This is a genomic window from Flavobacterium adhaerens, assembly GCF_040045115.1.
Taxonomy (GTDB): domain Bacteria; phylum Bacteroidota; class Bacteroidia; order Flavobacteriales; family Flavobacteriaceae; genus Flavobacterium; species Flavobacterium adhaerens.
Genome location: NZ_JBDLZX010000006.1, coordinates 179,813 through 196,808, shown reverse-complemented (window position 1 = coordinate 196,808; position 16,996 = coordinate 179,813). Strand labels below are relative to the sequence as shown.

The 16,996-nt window shown below is 32.7% G+C and carries 11 protein-coding genes; 7 read left to right on the top strand and 4 right to left on the bottom strand.

Going from position 1 to position 16,996, the window contains the following annotated elements; genetic code table 11:
- Positions 1-70: 70 nt before the first annotated feature.
- The 6 genes from fabF to ABEB18_RS10290 all read left to right on the top strand — a co-directional run bounded on the left by fabF (position 71) and on the right by ABEB18_RS10290 (position 8,264).
- Positions 71-1,330: a beta-ketoacyl-ACP synthase II gene (fabF, locus tag ABEB18_RS10315; protein WP_348799222.1), complete on the top strand. Its 1,260-nt coding sequence runs from the start codon at positions 71-73 to the stop codon at positions 1,328-1,330.
- Position 1,331: 1 nt separating this feature from the next.
- Positions 1,332-2,072, top strand: a complete 741-nt coding sequence (gene rnc / locus ABEB18_RS10310) for a ribonuclease III (protein ID WP_348799221.1) — start codon at positions 1,332-1,334, stop codon at positions 2,070-2,072.
- A 115-nt stretch (positions 2,073-2,187) separates the two neighbouring features.
- The gene (locus ABEB18_RS10305; protein WP_348799220.1) at positions 2,188-2,676 is read left to right on the top strand and encodes an IPExxxVDY family protein; all 489 of its coding nucleotides are present in this window, start codon (positions 2,188-2,190) and stop codon (positions 2,674-2,676) included.
- Between the two features lie 4 nt (positions 2,677-2,680).
- Positions 2,681-4,111, top strand: coding sequence for a pyruvate kinase (gene pyk, locus ABEB18_RS10300; RefSeq protein ID WP_348799219.1), 1,431 nt, complete (start codon positions 2,681-2,683; stop codon positions 4,109-4,111).
- A 103-nt stretch (positions 4,112-4,214) separates the two neighbouring features.
- Positions 4,215-5,861 carry a SusR family glycan utilization regulator gene (gene susR / locus ABEB18_RS10295; RefSeq protein ID WP_348799218.1) on the top strand — a complete coding sequence of 549 codons (1,647 nt, stop codon included), beginning with the start codon at positions 4,215-4,217 and terminating at the stop codon, positions 5,859-5,861.
- Positions 5,862-6,149: 288 nt separating this feature from the next.
- Entirely contained in the window at positions 6,150-8,264 is a 2,115-nt protein-coding gene (locus ABEB18_RS10290; protein WP_348799217.1) for a glycoside hydrolase family 97 protein, read from the top strand.
- A gap of 76 nt (positions 8,265-8,340) precedes the next feature.
- On the opposite strand, the gene ABEB18_RS10285 is transcribed toward ABEB18_RS10290, so the two are convergent.
- The 4 genes from ABEB18_RS10285 to ABEB18_RS10270 all read right to left on the bottom strand — a co-directional run bounded on the left by ABEB18_RS10285 (position 8,341) and on the right by ABEB18_RS10270 (position 15,185).
- Positions 8,341-9,681: a DUF5689 domain-containing protein gene (locus tag ABEB18_RS10285; protein WP_348799216.1), complete on the bottom strand. Its 1,341-nt coding sequence runs from the start codon at positions 9,679-9,681 to the stop codon at positions 8,341-8,343.
- Positions 9,682-9,700: 19 nt separating this feature from the next.
- The gene (locus tag ABEB18_RS10280; RefSeq protein ID WP_348799215.1) at positions 9,701-12,538 is read right to left on the bottom strand and encodes a carboxypeptidase-like regulatory domain-containing protein; all 2,838 of its coding nucleotides are present in this window, start codon (positions 12,536-12,538) and stop codon (positions 9,701-9,703) included.
- 220 nt (positions 12,539-12,758) lie between these two features.
- The gene (locus tag ABEB18_RS10275) at positions 12,759-13,973 is read right to left on the bottom strand and encodes an MFS transporter (RefSeq protein ID WP_348799214.1); all 1,215 of its coding nucleotides are present in this window, start codon (positions 13,971-13,973) and stop codon (positions 12,759-12,761) included.
- Positions 13,974-14,144: 171 nt separating this feature from the next.
- Entirely contained in the window at positions 14,145-15,185 is a 1,041-nt protein-coding gene (locus ABEB18_RS10270; protein WP_348799213.1) for a Gfo/Idh/MocA family oxidoreductase, read from the bottom strand.
- A gap of 383 nt (positions 15,186-15,568) precedes the next feature.
- On the opposite strand from ABEB18_RS10270, the gene rseP reads away from it, so the two are divergent.
- Positions 15,569-16,912, top strand: a complete 1,344-nt coding sequence (rseP, locus tag ABEB18_RS10265; RefSeq protein WP_348799212.1) for an RIP metalloprotease RseP — start codon at positions 15,569-15,571, stop codon at positions 16,910-16,912.
- The last annotated feature ends 84 nt before the right edge of the window (positions 16,913-16,996 follow it).

Below are 16,996 nucleotides of genomic sequence, written 5' to 3'. Positions count from 1 at the left end.
TAGTTACTTTTTTAGAGTATAGAAAGCATGGGCTTTATTTGTTTTAAAGATAACAAAAATAAAAACGTTTATGGTTTTAAGGAGAGTTGTTGTAACAGGTCTTGGAGCACTTACTCCCATTGGGAATAACATTCAGGAATATTGGAATGGTCTTATTAACGGAATCAGTGGAGCTGCACCAATAACTTATTTTGATGCATCAAAATTTAGAACTCATTTTGCCTGCGAATTAAAAAACTTTAATGTTGAAGATTTTATCGACAGAAAAGAAGCTCGTAAAATGGATAGATATGCGCAATATGCAATGGTTTCTTCAGAAGAAGCAATGAAAGATGCTAATTTTGATTTAGATAAAATTGACAAAGATCGCGCTGGAGTGATTTGGGGTTCTGGAATAGGTGGATTAGAAACTTTTCAGAATGAAGTTCTTAATTTTGCTGCTGGAGATGGAACACCCAAGTTTAATCCGTTCTTTATTCCAAAGATGATCGGCGATATAGCTTGTGGCCATATTTCTATTAAGTATGGATTTAGAGGTCCAAATTTCGGTACTGTTTCAGCGTGTGCATCTTCAACAAATGCTATTATTGATGCATTCAATTATATTCGTTTAGGTCATGCCGATGTAATGGTGACGGGTGGTTCAGAAGCAGCCGTAACAATTGCTGGAATGGGAGGATTTAATGCTATGCATGCATTATCAACTCGTAATGATGATCCAAAAACTGCTTCTAGGCCTATGGACAAAGACCGTGAAGGTTTTGTTTTGGGTGAAGGTGCAGGAGCATTAATTCTTGAAGAGTATGAACATGCAGTTGCGCGTGGAGCTAAAATTTATTGCGAAATTGGCGGAGGCGGAATGTCTGCTGATGCACATCATATTACAGCACCACATCCTGAAGGATTAGGAGCCAAAAATGTAATGTTGAACTGTTTAAGAGATGCTGGATTAGATCCAACCGATGTAGATGGAGTAAATATGCATGGAACTTCTACGCCACTTGGTGATATTGCAGAATCTAAAGCGATTATTAGTGTTTTTGGCGATCATGCTTATACCATGAACTTGAATTCTACAAAATCGATGACAGGACATTTATTGGGAGCAGCAGGGGCAATTGAAACAATTTCGGCCATTTTGTCGATGCAATACGGAATTGTTCCTCCAACAATTAATCATTTTACTGATGACGAAAACATTGATTCTAAATTAAATTTTACATTTAATGTAGCTCAAAAAAGAGAAATGAATGTTGTTATGAGCAATACTTTTGGTTTTGGTGGTCATAATGCTTGCGTTTTAGTAAAAAAATTAGGTTACAAAGCATAAAATGCGTTTTCTCAAGAAAATATTCTCAAAATCCCGTTCTCAAGAAGACGGGATTTTTTTTGATTCTATTCAATCTATACTTGGTTTTGAGCCTGTTTCGTTAGAATTTTATAGAAGAGCTTTTACTCATCGTTCGTCTAATCGGATCGATTTGGCGGGGAATCCAATTAATTATGAGCGACTTGAATTTTTAGGGGATGCTATGTTAAGTTCCGTTATTGCGGCATATTTATTTAATGAGGCTCCTTTAGGCGATGAAGGTTATTTGACCAAAATGCGTTCAAAAATTGTAAGTAGAGAACACTTAAACGAACTGGGTAAGGATCTAAATTTGATAGAATTTGTAGAAAGCAAAGTACCTGTTCATCATTTTGGAGAAAATATTCACGGGAACATATTTGAATCTTTGGTTGGAGCAATTTATTTAGACAAAGGATATGATTATTGCGAGAGATTTATCCAAAAAAGAGTAATAATTCCTTATGTAGATATCGCAAGATTAGAAGGAAAAGTAATTAGTTACAAAAGCCTTATAATAGAGTGGTGCCAAAAGGAGAAGAAGCAATTTCATTACGATATTTTCGAAGAAAATGCTATTGATGGGCAACGCTTGTTTGGTGTAAAACTTAGTATAGACGATAAAGTTATTGCTAAGGCAAATGCTACTTCCAAAAAGAAAGCCGAAGAGAAAGCTTCTCAAAGGGCTTACTTTGCTTTTCAAGAAAAAATTGAAAGAAAATAGCTAAGGTATTATCAATGCTACATCGTTTTCGTTAATAAAATATCAGAATCATAGTAAATAACCAGCATTTTACTGATTTAGAAATGTTATATTTACGACTTATATTTTAATGAATATGGCAATTCACAAGCTGGATTTTGGAGAATTTGATGAAATTGATTACAGCCTTATTGCTATTCATACAACATTAGAAGATTATAGATTAGCTTATTATATCAATCAAAAACTAAATGTAAGTTTGAATAAATCGAATAAAGAAATTCAAATTACAGATAAAGAAGGAGAAGTTTTTTTTTCTAGATTTCATTATTACGATAAAAAAAAAGATATTTCTTGGGATTTGATTCAAAATATAAACGAAGTTATTCAACATAAAAAAGAAGACAACCAAAGTTTATTTGCAAACTTTGAAATAGAAGTAGCCAAAAAAGTATATATGCTTCCAGAGTTTAAAAAGGTTAATTACTTTTTAAAAATTGAGGACAGTGAAGAAATTACAGATTTATTGAAAATTCAAAGTGAGCTGAATTCGATAGAACAAATAACTGCTAACTATGTTGTAGCTATTAACAAAATAAAATCTAAAAACAATTTAATTTTTTAAAAAAATGCTTACAAACAAAAAAACCAAAATTGTAGCCACACTTGGGCCTGCATGTAGTACTAGAGAAGTCATTAAGGATATGATTGAGGCAGGTGTAAATGTATTTAGAGTAAATTTTTCTCATGCTGATTATGAAGATGTAAAAAATAAAATTAACATTATTCGCAGTATAAATGAAGAATTTGGTTACACTACTGGAATTCTTGGAGATTTACAAGGACCTAAACTTCGTGTTGGAGTTATGGAAGACGGTGTTGTTGTAAACGATGGTGATTTGATTACTTTTACAACTGCAGAAGATATAATAGGTACTTCGAAAAGAGTATTTATGAAATATCAAAATTTCCCAAATGATGTTAACCCAGGGGAAAGAATATTGTTAGACGATGGAAAATTAATTTTTGAAATTGTTGAAACTGATAAAAAATCTGAGGTTGTTGCCAAAGTTATCCAAGGAGGTGAACTAAAATCTAAAAAAGGGGTTAACTTACCAAACACTAAAATTTCGTTACCTGCATTAACTGAAAAAGATATAGCGGATGCAATTTTTGCAATAGAACAAAAATTAGATTGGATCGCACTTTCATTTGTAAAAACACCTAGAGATTTACAAGATTTACAAGAATTAATAGCCAAACATTCAGAATATAAAATTCCAATTATCGCCAAAATCGAAATGCCTGAAGCATTAGAGAATATGGATAGAATTGTGGCTTACTGTGATGCTTTGATGGTAGCCAGAGGAGACTTAGGGGTTGAATTACCTGCTCATGAAGTTCCATTGGTACAAAAAGAATTAATTCTTAGAGCAAAAACGGCTAGAATACCTGTAATCGTTGCTACTCAGATGATGGAGACAATGATTAATAGTTTAACTCCAACACGCGCAGAAGTAAATGACGTAGCGAACTCTGTTATGGATGGAGCTGACGCTGTAATGCTTTCTGGTGAGACTGCAACAGGAAATTATCCAGTACAGGTAATTCAAAGAATGACTCAAATCCTAGAAGCTGTTGAGGATTCTCCGCTTATTAAAGTTCCTCAAAATTCTCCACAAGTAAGAACAAATCGTTTTATAACTAAAACAATTTGTCAAAACGCTGCTCTTATAGCGAATTCTATCAAGGCAAAAGCAATTTGTACTCTAACAAATAGTGGTTATACAGCTTTCCAGATTTCTGCTTGGAGACCTTCTTCTCATATTTTAGTTTTTACATCGAACAAAAGAATTATTACCCAACTCAATTTATTATGGGGCGTAAAATCTTTTTATTATGAAAAATCTGTGAGTACCGATGATACTGTTACCGATGTAAATAATATTGTGAAAGAAAAAGGATTTGTGAAAAAAGGGGATTTCTTAGTTAATTTAGCAGCTATGCCAATCGTTGAGAAAGGAATGGTAAACACTTTAAGAATTTCTGAAATAGAATAATTTTTAATTTCAAATACTAAAAACCGCTTTGTTTTCTTTAAGAAATCAAGGCGGTTTTCTTTTTAAATTTTTATTTAATTTTACAAAAATAAAACCTCATTGAATGTATCAATTTTTGCTGTTTGTTACAATTTTGCTTTTGCCTTATTATGCAATAAGTCAAGAAAAACCCGATGTATCATTATCTGAAATTGACAAAACAATTCAAAATAATGCTTTTTATACCCAAAAGAAAGAGCGAGAAATTGGAGAATTAAAAAAGCGTTTGGCAACTACTAGTAAACCAATTCAGAAATACGAAATTGTTCAAAATGTGTATTATAGTTACAATTCGTATCAATCAGACTCGGCATTGGTTTACGCTAGAAAAAGCTTCGAATTGGCCAAAAAAATAAATCATCCCGAAAAACTAATTCAGGCCAAACTAAATTTAGTTTCTATTATGGGGACATTAGGGATGTACAAAGAAGGTGTAGATTTACTTAGCGCAATTAACAGTAAAACCTCCTCAAACTTAAAAGGTTCTTATTATGATGTGAGTAGGACTATTTATGGACAGATGGCCGATAATTCTTCTTCTATACAAGAAAAAGAAACATATCTATCATTTTCCAAAAAGTATAGAGATTCTTGTATTTCGTATTACCCTCAGAATTCAATGTCGTACATTATTGCCAAAGCCGATAAGAATTTAGATGCTAAGAATCCGTCTGCAACTCTAGCTTTATTGCTTCCTAATTTTGTAAAAATTTCAAGTGATGATCCTAATCGTCCGATTATCGCTTACATTATTTCGAATGCGTATAAACAAAAAAAGGATAAAGAACAGGAAAAGAAATGGTTAATTGTTTCGACTTTATCAGATTTGCAATTGTCTAAAAGGGAATATATCTCATTGCGCTCGTTGGCTTTTATATTATATGAAGAAGGAGATATCGAGCGTGCTTACACCTATATCAAACGTTCCTTGGATGATGCCGTTTTTTGTAATGCTCGTTTGAGAACTTATGAAATTTCGAAAATGTTGCCCATTATTAGCGAATCTTATCAGCAACAAAATGACACGAATCGTTTTCAATTAACAGTATTTCTAATTAGTGCAGGTTTTTTGGTGCTTGTTTTATTGTTACTATTGTTTTTTCTCTTTAAGGAAATGAAAAAAGTTACAAGTGCCAAAAGTGAACTGAGTTTGGCAAATCATAAACTTTTGGATCTCAACGCTGAATTGAATGGTTTTAATGAAAAATTAAATTCCTACAACACTACTTTATCCGAAGCGAATTTGTTAAAAGAAATTTATATTGGACGCTATATGGATCAGAGTTCTGATTATTTAGGGAAACTAGATGAATATCAGCGTAAATTAAATGTACTGGTGACAACTGGAAAAATCAATGACCTTATTAGTGCTGTAAAATCTAAAGATTATGTTGCTAATGAATTAAAAGAATTTTATGCCAATTTCGATAAAACATTCTTGCAATTATTTCCAAACTTCATTCAAGAATTCAATGATTTATTAGTCAAAAGCGAACAAATTCATCCAAAGGAAGGCGAACAACTCAATACAGAATTACGAATTTTTGCACTTATTCGGCTCGGGATAAAAGACAGTGCAAAAATCTCAACCTTTCTTCGTTATTCAAGTTCGACCATTTACAATTATCGTTCGCAACTTAAAAATAAATCTGCAGGTCCAAGAGAAGAATTTGAAGAAAGGGTGATGCAAATAGGAACGAGTAAAAAATAGACTCTCAATTTTTGCTATTAAAAATAAATTCTATCGTTTTTTTGGAAATGTTAAGCTACTTTTGAACCACTTTTTTTTTATGTTAAAAATACACAATCAATTGATTTTTAGTTGTTTGTTTTCTAATTTTAGAAAAAGAATCTACTTTTTAATCTTAGTGAGATTTCCTGTATCCTAAAAGCATATACTTTTACTTTCTCGAAAAAGGTATATTTCATTACAGACAAATTATTGTGAATTAAATCGATTTCGTAAAAACTAATCAAAAAAATAATTAAATCTAACGGCATGAAAAATATACTTTACATTGCTTTATTTTATTGTATTGCATTTCAAAATGCATATTCACAGCAGTTGAAATCTCCAGATGGCAAATTCACAATGGAATTTGAATTACAAAAAGATGGATCTCCAAGCTATAATTTACAATACAAAGGAAAAACAGTCATTAAACCTAGTAAATTAGGACTTGAACTTAAAAATGATAAAAAATCATTGTTGAATGATTTTACTTTGGCGGATAGTAAAACTTCTTCATTTGATGAAACTTGGAAACCTGTTTGGGGAGAAGTAGCTTCGATTAGAAATTATTATAACGAGCTTGCAGTAACCCTAAACCAACAAGAAACCAATAGACAAATTATCATTCGTTTTCGTTTATTTAATGATGGTCTAGGATTTCGATATGAATTCCCATCTCAAAAGAATTTGGTTTATTTTGTCATAAAAGAAGAGAGAACGCAATTTGCAATGGCAGGTGATCATACTGCTTTTTGGATTCCAGGGGATTATGATACTCAAGAATATGATTATACGACCTCTAAATTGTCCGAAATAAGAGGACTTGCTGAAAAAGCCAAAACAGCAAATTTATCTCAAACTTCATTTGCAACAACAGGAGTACAAACTTCACTTATGATGAAAACCAATGATGGTTTGTACATGAATTTACACGAAGCCGCTTTACTTAATTATTCTTGTATGCATTTGAATCTTGATGATAAAAACATGGTTTTTGAGTCGTGGCTAACACCTGATGCAAAAGGGGATAAAGGACACATTCAAGCTCCGGCTCATTCGCCTTGGCGTACCATTATAGTGAGTGATGATGCTCGTGAAATTTTAGCTTCTAAGATGACTTTAAATCTTAATGATCCTTGTAAAATTGAGGATACATCATGGATTAAGCCTGTAAAATATGTAGGAGTTTGGTGGGAAATGATTACAGGAAAAAGTTCATGGTCTTATACCGATGAATTTCCTGCAGTACAATTAGGTGTTACAGATTATTCTAAAGCGAAACCTAATGCTACTCACGGGGCGAACAATGCAAATGTGAAAAAGTATATAGATTTTGCAGCGAGTAACGGTTTTGATGCGGTATTAGTTGAAGGATGGAATCAAGGTTGGGAAGATTGGTTTGGACATTCAAAAGATTATGTTTTTGATTTTGTATCTCCTTATCCCGATTTTGATGTCAAAGGAATTCATGAATATGCCAAATCTAAAGGTGTAAAAATGATTATGCATCACGAAACCTCAAGTTCAGTACGTAATTACGAACGTCATATGGATAAAGCTTACCAATTTATGAAGGATAATGGCTATGATGCTGTAAAGAGTGGTTATGTTGGTGACATTTTGCCAAGAGGTGAAAATCATTATAGTCAATGGATTGTCAACCATTATCAATATGCATTAGAAAAAGCAGCCGATTATAAAATTATGGTTAATGCTCATGAGGCGGTTAGACCAACGGGTATCTGCAGAACTTATCCTAACTTAATTGGAAATGAAGCGGCAAGAGGAACAGAATATCAGTCTTTTGGAGGTTCAAAACCAAACCATGTTACGATGTTACCTTTTACACGATTAATAGGTGGACCAATGGATTATACACCAGGAATTTTTGAAATGGATTTAAGTAAACTAAACCCAAGTAATAATTCACATGTAAACAGTACCATTGCTAATCAGTTGGCTTTGTACGTAACATTGTATAGCCCATTGCAAATGGCTGCTGATTTGCCTGAAAATTATAATAGATTCCCTGATGCTTTTCAGTTTATAAAAGATGTAGCGGTAGATTGGAGTGAAAGCAATTATTTAGAAGCAGAACCAGGCCAATACGTTACAGTGGCTCGAAAAGCAAAAGGAACGAATAACTGGTTTGTAGGAAACGTAAATGGGTATGACTCACGTACCTCTAACATCAATTTTGCCTTTTTGGAAAAAGGGAAAAAATATACGGCTACCATTTATGCTGACGCAAAAGATGCTCATTACAAAACAAATCCGCAAGCTTATATCATTCGCAAAATAGAAGTAACCAATAAATCTAAATTATCTCAGCTGAGTGTTGCTGGTGGAGGTTATGCGATAAGTATTATTGAAAAAAAATAGTTTCGAAGTATTATATTGTTATCTGTGTGAGACCTAACAGGATTTTAAATCTTGTTAGGTCTTTTTTTATTCTTAATTATTGATCTCCATAAATTTGAACATCATCTATTTGGAAAGCACCGTCTAATGCTAAGTTCTTTCCAGAACCAATATATTTGAATGCAATATTTATCTTGCCAGTATAATTCGATAAATCTATTCCGCCAGAACCAACAAATTGATACCAAGGTGTAGCTTGTTTTGGTAAAATAACAGAAAGCGGAATCCAAGTTGCTTTGCTAACATTCAGCCCATCAAAATCATTTGAAATATAAACTTCAACAGTGTTCAAAGGAGAATCTACATCCAAATGATGTTGAGCAGTTCTAAAAGTTAGCACTTCGCTGGTATGCAAATCCATATCAATTTTAGGGGAAATCAACCAGCAAATGTTAGAATTTACTTTTGTCCCGCTAATGGCAAATTCGGCATAACCATTTCCAGAATATACCTTTCCTTTCCAGAAAAGGGTTCCTTTTTCTACAATGTTTGTCCAACCTGGTAGACTTAAATTTGAGTTATCAGTTACCGTTTGAAAATTCTCCGAAAAGAAAGGAATTGCAGCAGTTTCGGTGAGCATTACATCTTTTTCAAATCGTGCCAAAAGTTGATAATCTGAACCAAATTTGGTCAATACACCTCTTATTTTCCCACTACCATTAGGAACAATTTTATTAGCAAAATCAGCAAAACTGCTGGTTCTAAATAATATTTGATTTCCTGATTTGTCTATCAAATTCCAATTGGTTCCACCTCCAACATCATTTGTTTCTTCATAATAATGGCGACCAATAGCATCTTGTGAAAACTGGACATCCGATAACTCTACCAAAGTATTGATGTTTGAATCTTTTAATAAATCAGGAATAGAAATTCGTCTAACCAGTTTTTCTTCTTCAATTATTGTACATGAAGCATTCAATACTTGTTTGTAATTATTTGCAGAAACTCTCCCAACAGCTCCTTCATCATAGGTATTCACATAAATACCTCCTATTCGCATTCCACCATAATAAATGTCGGTATATTGATTTTTCATTTTGATAAAGACTTTGTTTCCAATTCTAAAATCTAAATACGTATTTGAGATATCTACGGGTACACTAAAACCCATGGTGGCGGAAGTATTTGTTGCTAATGTTTGAAACGAAATGGTCTTAAAAAAATTACCTTCTTCATCACTCGAAACCACATAAGCCTCGATTATATCATCGTATGTATATTGTGTGACTGTAGAACTGGTAATAGATTTGACCTCCTCAACAGTTCTGTTTACTGGCAAATCTGGTTGATTACAGCTTAATTTAGGCACACTAAATTCTTCTGCACAGCTACTTAAAAGCATTGCTGCCAAAACAACACCAAATTTTAATTTCATTAGTTTCATCTTCAAAATTTTATAAATTGATGTATAGGTTTATAAAGTAAGTTCTTCCATAACCGTAAAAATATTTATTCCCAAAATTGGGAGTACCACTAGAAACATCTTGATTAAGTTGTCTGAAATTGGCATTTCGAGCTTGCTCATAACCTCCTGTTTTATACTTTAAATCCATGACATTATTTAGCGTTGCAAAAAGGCCAATATTTTTTCCTTTTATTTTCCATGATTTTCCACCAGCAATGTTTAATAAAGTGACAGGTTCAAATTTTTCTTGTACCAATAATTCTCTGGTTCTTTCTTCTGATGCTTCAGGAAAATTAAATTCCGTTGATGGGTTTTTATAAAAAGTTTCGGTTCTAGAAATTGGCGAAATATCTATATAAGTATTGCCCAAATAATTGATATTAGCTCCAATCCACCAATATTTTGGGTCTCTATATTCCATCCCTAAGGCATAAGCCTGCTGTGGCATTCCAGCTTGATGATAGTTTTTTAAAGTAGCTTTCCCAAAATCAAAAACTGGGTTGGGATTTTCAATCGTAGCCTGAGCATCATTGGTTATAATTACATTTGGATTACTATTGTAAATATATTGGCCATAAGCTGCCGAAAAATTGCTCATTATTGTTGTTGTCAACTGGTATTGCCAACTGAATTCAGCTCCTATATTTTGTTTGTCCAAATGTGTTAAAGTTTGACTTACAAAGGCATCAGTATTAGTATAACCAGCGCCATCATCAAATATTCCTTCGGCATAAAAAAATGATGTTTGTGTGGTATTCTTTATCGTTGTATAAAAAAGAGTAAGTCGTGTTTGCCATTTTGGAGTTCTGTAAAAATAACTCGCATCCAAACTGTTAATCGTTTCACTTTCTATTCCCGCAACTACCGAATTATTTAAGCGAGCATTGGGAAAAGCATTTCGAATTGTGGGCGCATTTGAAAGGTAGGCACCATTAAAATTTAACTGTTGTTTTCCCGAAATTTTGAAAAGAATTCCGCCTTTAAATCCAAAATTATCAAAATGTATTTTATCGCTTTTCCCAAAAGAATTGGTTGGATAAATTCCGTTTTGATACAATCCTTCTCTTTGATAGTTGGTGCTAATAAAGTTTTGTGCCAAATAAAAATCAACTTTATCATAGGTAAATTTAAAGTTGGTAAAAAGATTCAATCTATTGGCTAAATAATTAAAATTATAACCATAAATATCTCCTTCTGTTACTTGCCTGTTGGGATTGTTTAAATCAGATTGCGCTTGATTTCCATTATAAAACACATCAACATCTTCAAAGTATAAACCTCCAAGTAAATCAGTCAATTGTTGATAATTGTGTGATTTTAAATAGCTGTAGAAACCACCTGCAGTCAGGTAAAGATTATCGCTTATTTGTGTATTAAAAGTTGAATTGGCAGTAATTGTTTGGTCATCGGTTCGATCATCATACAATACATAATTACTTTTGCTAGGAGAATAGCCAATTATGACTCCATTTGAATCTAAAACGGGTAGTTGATTAGCAAAATATAAAGCCTCCCAATTAATTTGTTTATTGACTAAAAATTGTTCTTTACTTTTGCTAGCATTTTCAAAATCAGGAGTAAAGTTTCCCGAAAATTCACCATCGTCAGGAGCATAAAGCGAAGTGTAATAGCTTGGCATTTTCCTATAATAGGTTGGGTCTGGGCTATTGGCATTTTGATAATCAATATTGCTATTGGTAATTTTTCCAAATTGATACATCAAACCCGAATTTAGAGTCGAATTTTCATTTATATTAAAAAAATGATTGAGCATCAAAACAGGTTCTTCAATAGTTTTTACTCTTGCATTTCGTTTTTTATCATTATCCCAACCCCAGTAAGAATTGTATTTGTGATTAGTTAGCTGAGTGACTTCTGCAGTATTGGGTGAATTTTTTGCTCTTGAATTAGGAGTATAAAATCCTGAGAAATTCAATGAATGATGTTCGTTTATTTTCTTTTCTACACTTATAAAGCCTGTAATCGATTTGTAATTTGTTCCATCAAAATAACCCTCGTCTGCCCAACGTGTCCCAGCAGAAACAACAAAAGCCCAGCCCTTATTACTCATTCCTGATGCATAAGTACCCATCATTCTCCAAGAATAATTGGTGTTGGTTCCAGAAAACGTAAGTATGGTTCTAGGTGCATAAATTGATGCTCTGGTATTGATTTGTTGTGTGCCCAAAATTCCTCCAAAAGCATAATCAGACGGAAATGAGCCTACCGTAAATTCTTGATTCCGAATAGCATTATTCAAACCGCTCCAATTGCCCCATTGTGGGCGACCATCAAAGAGTCTGTTCATTGTGAAGCCATTAATCGTTGTAGCGGCATATTGATTATCCAATCCTCGGATTCGAAAGCGGGCTTGCCCCCAATTGAACGCAGCTGCTTGCTGAAATGCATCTCTAGAGGATTGTAAAAGGGCTGAAGTACTTTCGGAACTACTACTGTCATCATTCAAATCATTTTCCAGTAATGTGATTAATGTTGTTTGTTGTTCTACAACATAATCATCTTGTAATGGTATTTCATTTAAATCAAGCATTTGATCTTTTGTAATTACTATTGAAAGTAAAATATCTTTAAAGCCTTGACTATGCAAAAGCAATAAATGATTTCCAGGTGCCACATTATAAAAACTAAAAATACCATCAGCTGATGTAAGTTGCATTAATTGAGAATTTCCAATTGTTACTACTACATTTTCTAGAGGTTTTTGAGTTTTTGAATCAATGATTTTTCCTTTTACACCAGTTGGTTTTTGAGCAAAAACTAAAGTTATTCTCAGTAAAAAAAATAGTCCAAGTAAAAATTTTCCCATACCTAAATTGATAAACAAATGAAATCTGTTATGCCGAAACACAACAAATTCAAAGATTAAATTCGCTTAAAAAAGGATAAAGAGTTTTAGGAAATTAAAACGAATTCTAAATTGTGGTATTTTGAATTTCAAACAATTACAAGATTGTTGTTTGAAATTTAAAACACAAATATAGGAAAAAAACTATTTAAAAAAAGAAGTAAATACTGATATTTTGTGATTATTCATTGATGGCCTTTATGCGACTAACAAGAAAAGCAATGAAAATTCCAAAAATTCCAATAAAAGCAAATGAGAAACGTAAACTTGATAATTCGGCAATATGTCCGATTACAGGAGGTCCCATTAAAAAGCCCAAGAAACTAACACTTGATACAGTGGTCAAAGCTTCTCCTGTTGGGATAGTTGGATGTTTTCCAGCTATGCTGTACAAAGTAGGTACAATTGTAGAAACACCCAACCCAATAACCATAAAGGCTAGCATAGAAGGTATAATGTATGGAAAGAAAACTGCTGTAAAAAAACCAGACGAAATCATAATTCCACTAATTTTCATAACCTTTTTTCGGCCATATTTATTAATTAATTTGTCTCCAAAAAAACGTCCGCTTGCCATCATAATCATAAAAGAGGTGTACCCTAAAATCACTAAATTATCTGGTGCCTTGACAATATCTTTGAAGAAAACACCACTCCAATCAAACATAATACCTTCACTTGCCATACTACAAAAACCAATTACTCCAAGTAATACCAAGGTTGTGTCAGGTTTAGTAAAGGTTTTTTTCTTTTGAGGTTTTACTGTTTCTTTAGCTTTGATTAAAAATTTAAAATTTAATGCAATCAATATAAAGGAAACGCAAGCAATAATTATAAAATGGGTATAAGTAGTTAATTTTAGTGCCAATAATCCTAAGCCAATTAAAGCTCCCGTAAATCCAGCCAAACTCCACATTCCATGAAAAGAAGACATAATGGTTCTCTTAAAAAGTCCTTCGGTATAGACACCTTGTGTGTTTACCGAAATGTTGGTCAGGTTTCCTGTTAGCCCAAATACATACAAACCAAGTGCCAGTTGCCAAGCATTTTGTGCCAATCCTAAATTGGTCAAACTTATAGCATACATTGAAATAGCAAAAGGTAAAATACGATGACTACCAAAACGAGTAATCAATTTGCCTGAGAAATACATCATTGTTAGTTGCCCTACAGGTAATGCAAAAAGGATAGTTCCTAATTGACCATCACTTAAATTCAATGCTGATTTAATAGTTGGAATTCGGCTAGCCCAAGTAGCAAAACACAATCCCATAGAAAAATAAAACATCGAAACTGCAAATCGAATCCTAAGAAGATAGGATGCTTTGGCATCTCGATAGTTTTTTTTGTACTTCCCTTTGGCTTTATACCATCCTATAAAATTAAAATACTGCAAAGTCGTTGGTTTTTAAAATGTATTGCAAAGGTACTAAATGAATTGGTTTAAAATTAATACTAAAATTTGTATTGAAAATTACAACGTTATTGTTTATAAATGAAGTGTTTAAAAAATAAACCTAACAGGTCTTGAAAATCTGTTAGGTTATTAATTGTGTTGATTATTTTTTTACAAAGTAACTATCGTTCTTTGGTCATTACTTAAAATAGCCGCTTCAATAATTTGCATTACTCGAACCCCATCTTGAGCTGTCACAGGTTCTGGCTTGTTATCAGCAATTGCTTGATATACTGCATCAAAATAGTGGTAATAATTTCCTTGTAGAGTAGGGATTTTTTCTTTTACAATTTTACCATTGATTTCGGTATGTAGTAACCCTTCAAGTTCTTTTGGTTCGGTTCCCCAAGAATCTAAATTCGGTTTTTTGTTTAGTTTTAATTCATCTTCTTGTACATCACCACGAGGTTTTAAGAAAGATCCTTTTTTACCATGAATAACATAAGCTGGATTAGCTTCTCTGACAAAGAAACCTGCTTTTAGTCGCACTCTAAAATCTGGGTAAAAAAGTGAAATATCAAACCAATCATCTACTAATGAATGTTCTCTGGTTATCTGGATATCTGCAAAAACACTTTTTGGAAAACCGAATAAATACAAAGCTTGGTCAATAATATGAGGTCCTAAATCTTTTAGGATTCCTGCGCCATCATTGAGCGTTTCTTTATGGGCTTTTGGGCTTAAAAGCGGATTGTAACGGTCAAAATGAAATTCAGCTTCTACCAATTCGCCTAAGACATTATCAGTAACAATTTTCTGAACTGTTTTTAGATCACTATCCCATCTTCTATTTTGAAATACAGAAAGTTTTAATCCTTTTTTCTTTGCTAAATCAGCCAATTCTTGAGCTTCGGCAACCGTTGTTGTAAACGCTTTTTCTACAACAGCATGTTTTCCAGCCAATAAAACCTGTTTCGCATATTCAAAATGTGTTCCTACGGGAGTGTTTACTATTATCAATTCGGCATCACTTTTTAGTACCTCTTCTAAAGTAGGATAGCTTTTTACATTCGAATAATCCAATTGTATTAAATGTTTACTTCTTTCCCAAGAACCTAACAATTCAAAGCCTTCGTGAAGTTCTAAAAATGGAGCATGAAAAATTTTTCCAGACATTCCATAGGATAATAATGCGGTTTTTATTTTTTGCATATTGTTTTTTTAAGATTTGGACAATTTTAAATAGTTATACTTGTTGATGATTGCTAAAATGCCTGATCTCTCTTTTAGCCCCGATAGTAGTGAAAATCCTTGTTGGCAGTGGTTCGGGCAACAAGATTGTAACGGATTGCTACGCCAGTTCGGCTTTCAGCCTCGGGTACGGGAAACCATGTGTGCAAAAAAGCCTCATTGTTTTGCTTCTAAAATAGATAAATGTGTTTCGTTTGTTTGTGGTAAAGTTATTTATTAGTCATAGAAAATAAATGAAAAAGGGATTAATTAACAAACTTTTAAAACGATACCGTTTAATATTACGTAATTAATAAAATAGAAAATAGTATTTTTGGCCTCATTATAGAACTGAAAATTAAAAAATGGAAATAGTTATCAAGCTTTCTCAATTTTTATTGAGCTTATCATTACTGATTATACTTCACGAGTTAGGACATTTTATTCCCGCAAAAGCATTCAAAACTAGAGTCGAAAAATTTTATTTGTTTTTTGATGTTAAATTCTCTCTTCTGAAAAAGAAAATTGGCGAAACCGAATACGGAATAGGATGGTTGCCTCTTGGTGGTTATGTGAAAATTTCTGGAATGATTGACGAAAGTATGGACAAAGAGCAAATGGCTTTGCCACCACAGCCTTGGGAATTTCGTTCGAAACCAGCTTGGCAACGTTTAATCATTATGTTAGGAGGAGTTACGGTAAACTTTATCCTTGCTTTTGTTATATATATAGGAATGGCTTTTGTTTATGGCGATTCTTATATAGCTAATCAAGATATGAAAGATGGTCTTTTGATAGAAAATAAGGCTATGATAAATGCAGGTTTTAAATCTGGAGATAAGATTGTTGCTGTTGATGGTGAAAAAATTGTTCGTTTCGATAAAGAAATAAGCGGAAAAGTTATTCTAGCAAAAGAAGTAATGATTGATAGAAATGGGGTTGAGCAAACAATAAAGATGCCTCATGATTTTGTTGATCAATTGTCAAAATTTGAAAAAGAGCCATTGGCTACGATTCGAATTCCATTTGTAATTGGGAATATTCCTGATGAATCTTCGAACAAAGATTTAAAACCAAAAGACATTTTGGTTTCTTTAAATGGTCAACCTACTAAGTACTTAGATCAAGCCAAAGTAATTTTAGAGGACAATAAGAACAAAACTGTACCAGCGGTAGTTTTAAGAGATCAAAAACAAATGACTTTACAGCTTAAAGTAAATAATGAAGGGAAATTAGGAGTACAACTTGGTGGTTTAGATTTGGAATCATTAGAAAAATTAGGCTATTATAAAATCACCCATCAAAAATATAGTTTCTTAGAGTCAATTCCTTTTGGAATAGAAAGAGGGAAAGATCAATTGGTTGGTTACGGGAAACAATTAAAAATGATTTTCAATCCAGAAACCAAAGCATATAAACAAGTGGGAGGTTTTGCGGCTATATACAACATTTTCCCAAGTTCCTGGAGTTGGGAAGTATTTTGGAGTATTACGGCTATATTGTCAATAATGCTGGGTGTAATGAACTTATTACCTATACCAGCTCTAGATGGTGGGCATGTGATGTTTTTATTGTTTGAAATTATTAGCGGGAAAAAACCAAGTGATAAATTTTTAGAAAATGCTCAAATGGTTGGTTTTGTATTGCTTATCAGCTTGTTACTTTTTGCTAACGGAAATGATATTTATAAAGCAATTGTAGGCAAGTAAAAAAGATTATTATTTTTTGCATTTTTTGTTTGCTACATTTAAATATAGTGTTATATTTGCACTCGCTAAAAAGAGCAACAACTT